This is a genomic window from Mycobacterium sp. ZZG (assembly GCF_054786995.1).
The window spans coordinates 1-2,218 of sequence record NZ_JBTBFV010000136.1 but is presented as its reverse complement, the minus strand read 5'-3'; the positions used below and the strand labels follow the sequence as shown (position 1 = coordinate 2,218).

Sequence of the window (2,218 nt, the reverse complement as noted above, 5' to 3'; positions counted from 1 at the left end):
GCCCGGGCCGCCGGCACCGCCGACCGCCCCACCGGAAGCACCCTCGAGTGCCGCGCCGCCACCGGGGCCACCACCGGGCACGCCGGCTGCGGCCGGGGCAGGCAAACCCGGGGCCGGGACTGCGCCGGCCTCACCGAAGACCGGCGCGCCGGGAGCCGGGGCCGGCGGAAGAGCCGCACCGGCGGGCACCGCGCCAGGTCCGTCCGGGGCGGGCAGGGCCGGCGGAAGAGCCGCACCGGCGGGCACCGCGCCAGGTCCGCCTGGGGCGGGCGGAAGCGGAGGCAGGGCCGCGCCGCCGTCGCCGACGACGGGCAGGCCGGGAACCGGCGGAACCGGTGGAGCCGGATTGGCGACGGGTACACCTGCCGGGGCGCCAGGAACCGGAGGAAGCGGCGGGGTACCGCCTGCGGTCGATGTCACCGTCGGGGTTCCCGGAATGGGGGGCGCCGGCGGGGTCGCACCCGAAGCCGGGGTCACCACCGATCCGGGCGGCGTACCCGGAACAGGCGGTGTCCCAGCGCTTGTCGAGCCCACCGCCGGAGCGCCCGGCACAGGCGGGGACGGCGGTGTCGCACCCGCGGCCGGTCGCAGCACCGAGGCCGGCGGTGTCGGGGGCGACGGCGGCGTACCGATCGACGACGAGGAGCTGGCCGGGGGCACGACGACCGGCGGAGCCGGCTGGCCCGGGTTGGTGAACGATCGCGCGGTGTCCGTCAGAGCCTGCGGGATGTCACCCGGACGAGAAACGATCTGCTGGAGGATGCCCACGCACGGAACGCCGCCCCGGGTGGGGTTCGCGTTTGCCGATGGGCCCAGCAGCGGGGCGCTCAAGAACAATCCCGCGCTGCCCATCATGACAACGACGATGCTCTTTTTCGTCCGAGACATGTGCCCCCAGTCCTTCTGCGTCCGTGCCGTGCGAATTACATCCGCGTAGTTACGGGGCTTACTGAACCGACAATTTGCGGAATCACCGACGCGACAGAACCGGCGTTATCCAACCGTTGTGAAGGAGAGGCAATCCCGTCACAGAACGTAGCGGCGTCCCAGCGCGCACAAATCACCCTCACGCTGGCCAGACGCGACGGTACAGCACGGATGCCGCGTCACCGGCCCGGTGGTCACGGCAGCGGCGCGCGCCACGTCAGGACGGTCCCGCCCTCGGGGAAGGGTTGGACCGCGAAGCTACCCCCGGCGTCGCGGGCGCGCTGCGCGAGATTGGCCAGCCCGCTGCCGGTGACGTCGGCCCGAATATTGCGGCCGTCGTCGCGGACGTCGATCACCAGATCGTCGTCGACGGTGATCGTCACCGCGACGACGGTGGATCCGGAGTGGCGAACAGCGTTGCTGACCGCTTCGCGCACGACAGCCTCGGCATGGTCTGCCGGCGCGGCATTCCCGACCGACAGCGGTCCGGCGGACTGCACCGACGTACGGATTCCCGAGCCCGGAAACGCCGACCGCCCCATCGAGTCGCTGGCGCAACCGGGGGATTGGTCGACGATCCGCCGTGCAGGTCGAAGATCGTCGTACGGATCTCCTCAATGACCTCCTGGAGGTCATCCACGGAATCCGAAAGCCGCTGCCGCACTCAGTTCCCGCATTCTGCGCTGAGCGCCGGTCGGCTGCCACACCAGTGCGGCCTGATCGGCGAACGCCGCCATCATGTCGAGTTCGTCGGACCGGAACGGTTGCGCGCCAACATCTCTGACGGCGATCAACACGCCAGGAACGGCGTCGACGGCCCGTAACGGGAGCACCAGCGCCGGTCCCGCCGCGCGAGGTCGGTCCCGGACAGCACTCGGTGCCGATGTCGCGCGTGGCCGCGATCCATTCCTGACGGGCGCGCGACTGCTCGTAGAGCCGGGCGTTCTCGATCGCAATGCTCGCCGCCGCCGCCAACGCCTGTACCAGCACCTCGTCGTCTTCGCTGAACGGCTCACCACCTATCTTGTCGGTCAGATACAGGTTGCCGAACACCTCGTCGCGGATGCGCACCGGGGCCCGAGGAAAGTATGCATCGGCGGATGGTTGGGCGGGAATCCCACAGAGGCCGCGTGCGCCGAGATATCTTCCAGCCGAATCAGTTAGCCTCGATCTTTCACGTGGCGGGTAGTTGAGGTCTTTTCGTGGCGTGGGTGGGCGGTTCTGACGTGGGCGGCCTGGGGTTCCGGCGTTGCGTCTCGCCGGTGCTCCTGGGTCCTTTGCTCGTCGGAAT

2 pseudogenes are annotated in these 2,218 nt (G+C 70.5%); both read right to left on the bottom strand.

The window, feature by feature from the left end:
• A pseudogene (locus tag ACXMYJ_RS28960) lies at positions 1-888 on the bottom strand (hypothetical protein); the annotation flags it as partial.
• Positions 889-1,121: 233 nt separating this feature from the next.
• A pseudogene (locus ACXMYJ_RS28955) lies at positions 1,122-2,084 on the bottom strand (GAF domain-containing sensor histidine kinase); the annotation flags it as partial.
• Positions 2,085-2,218: the final 134 nt, after the last annotated feature.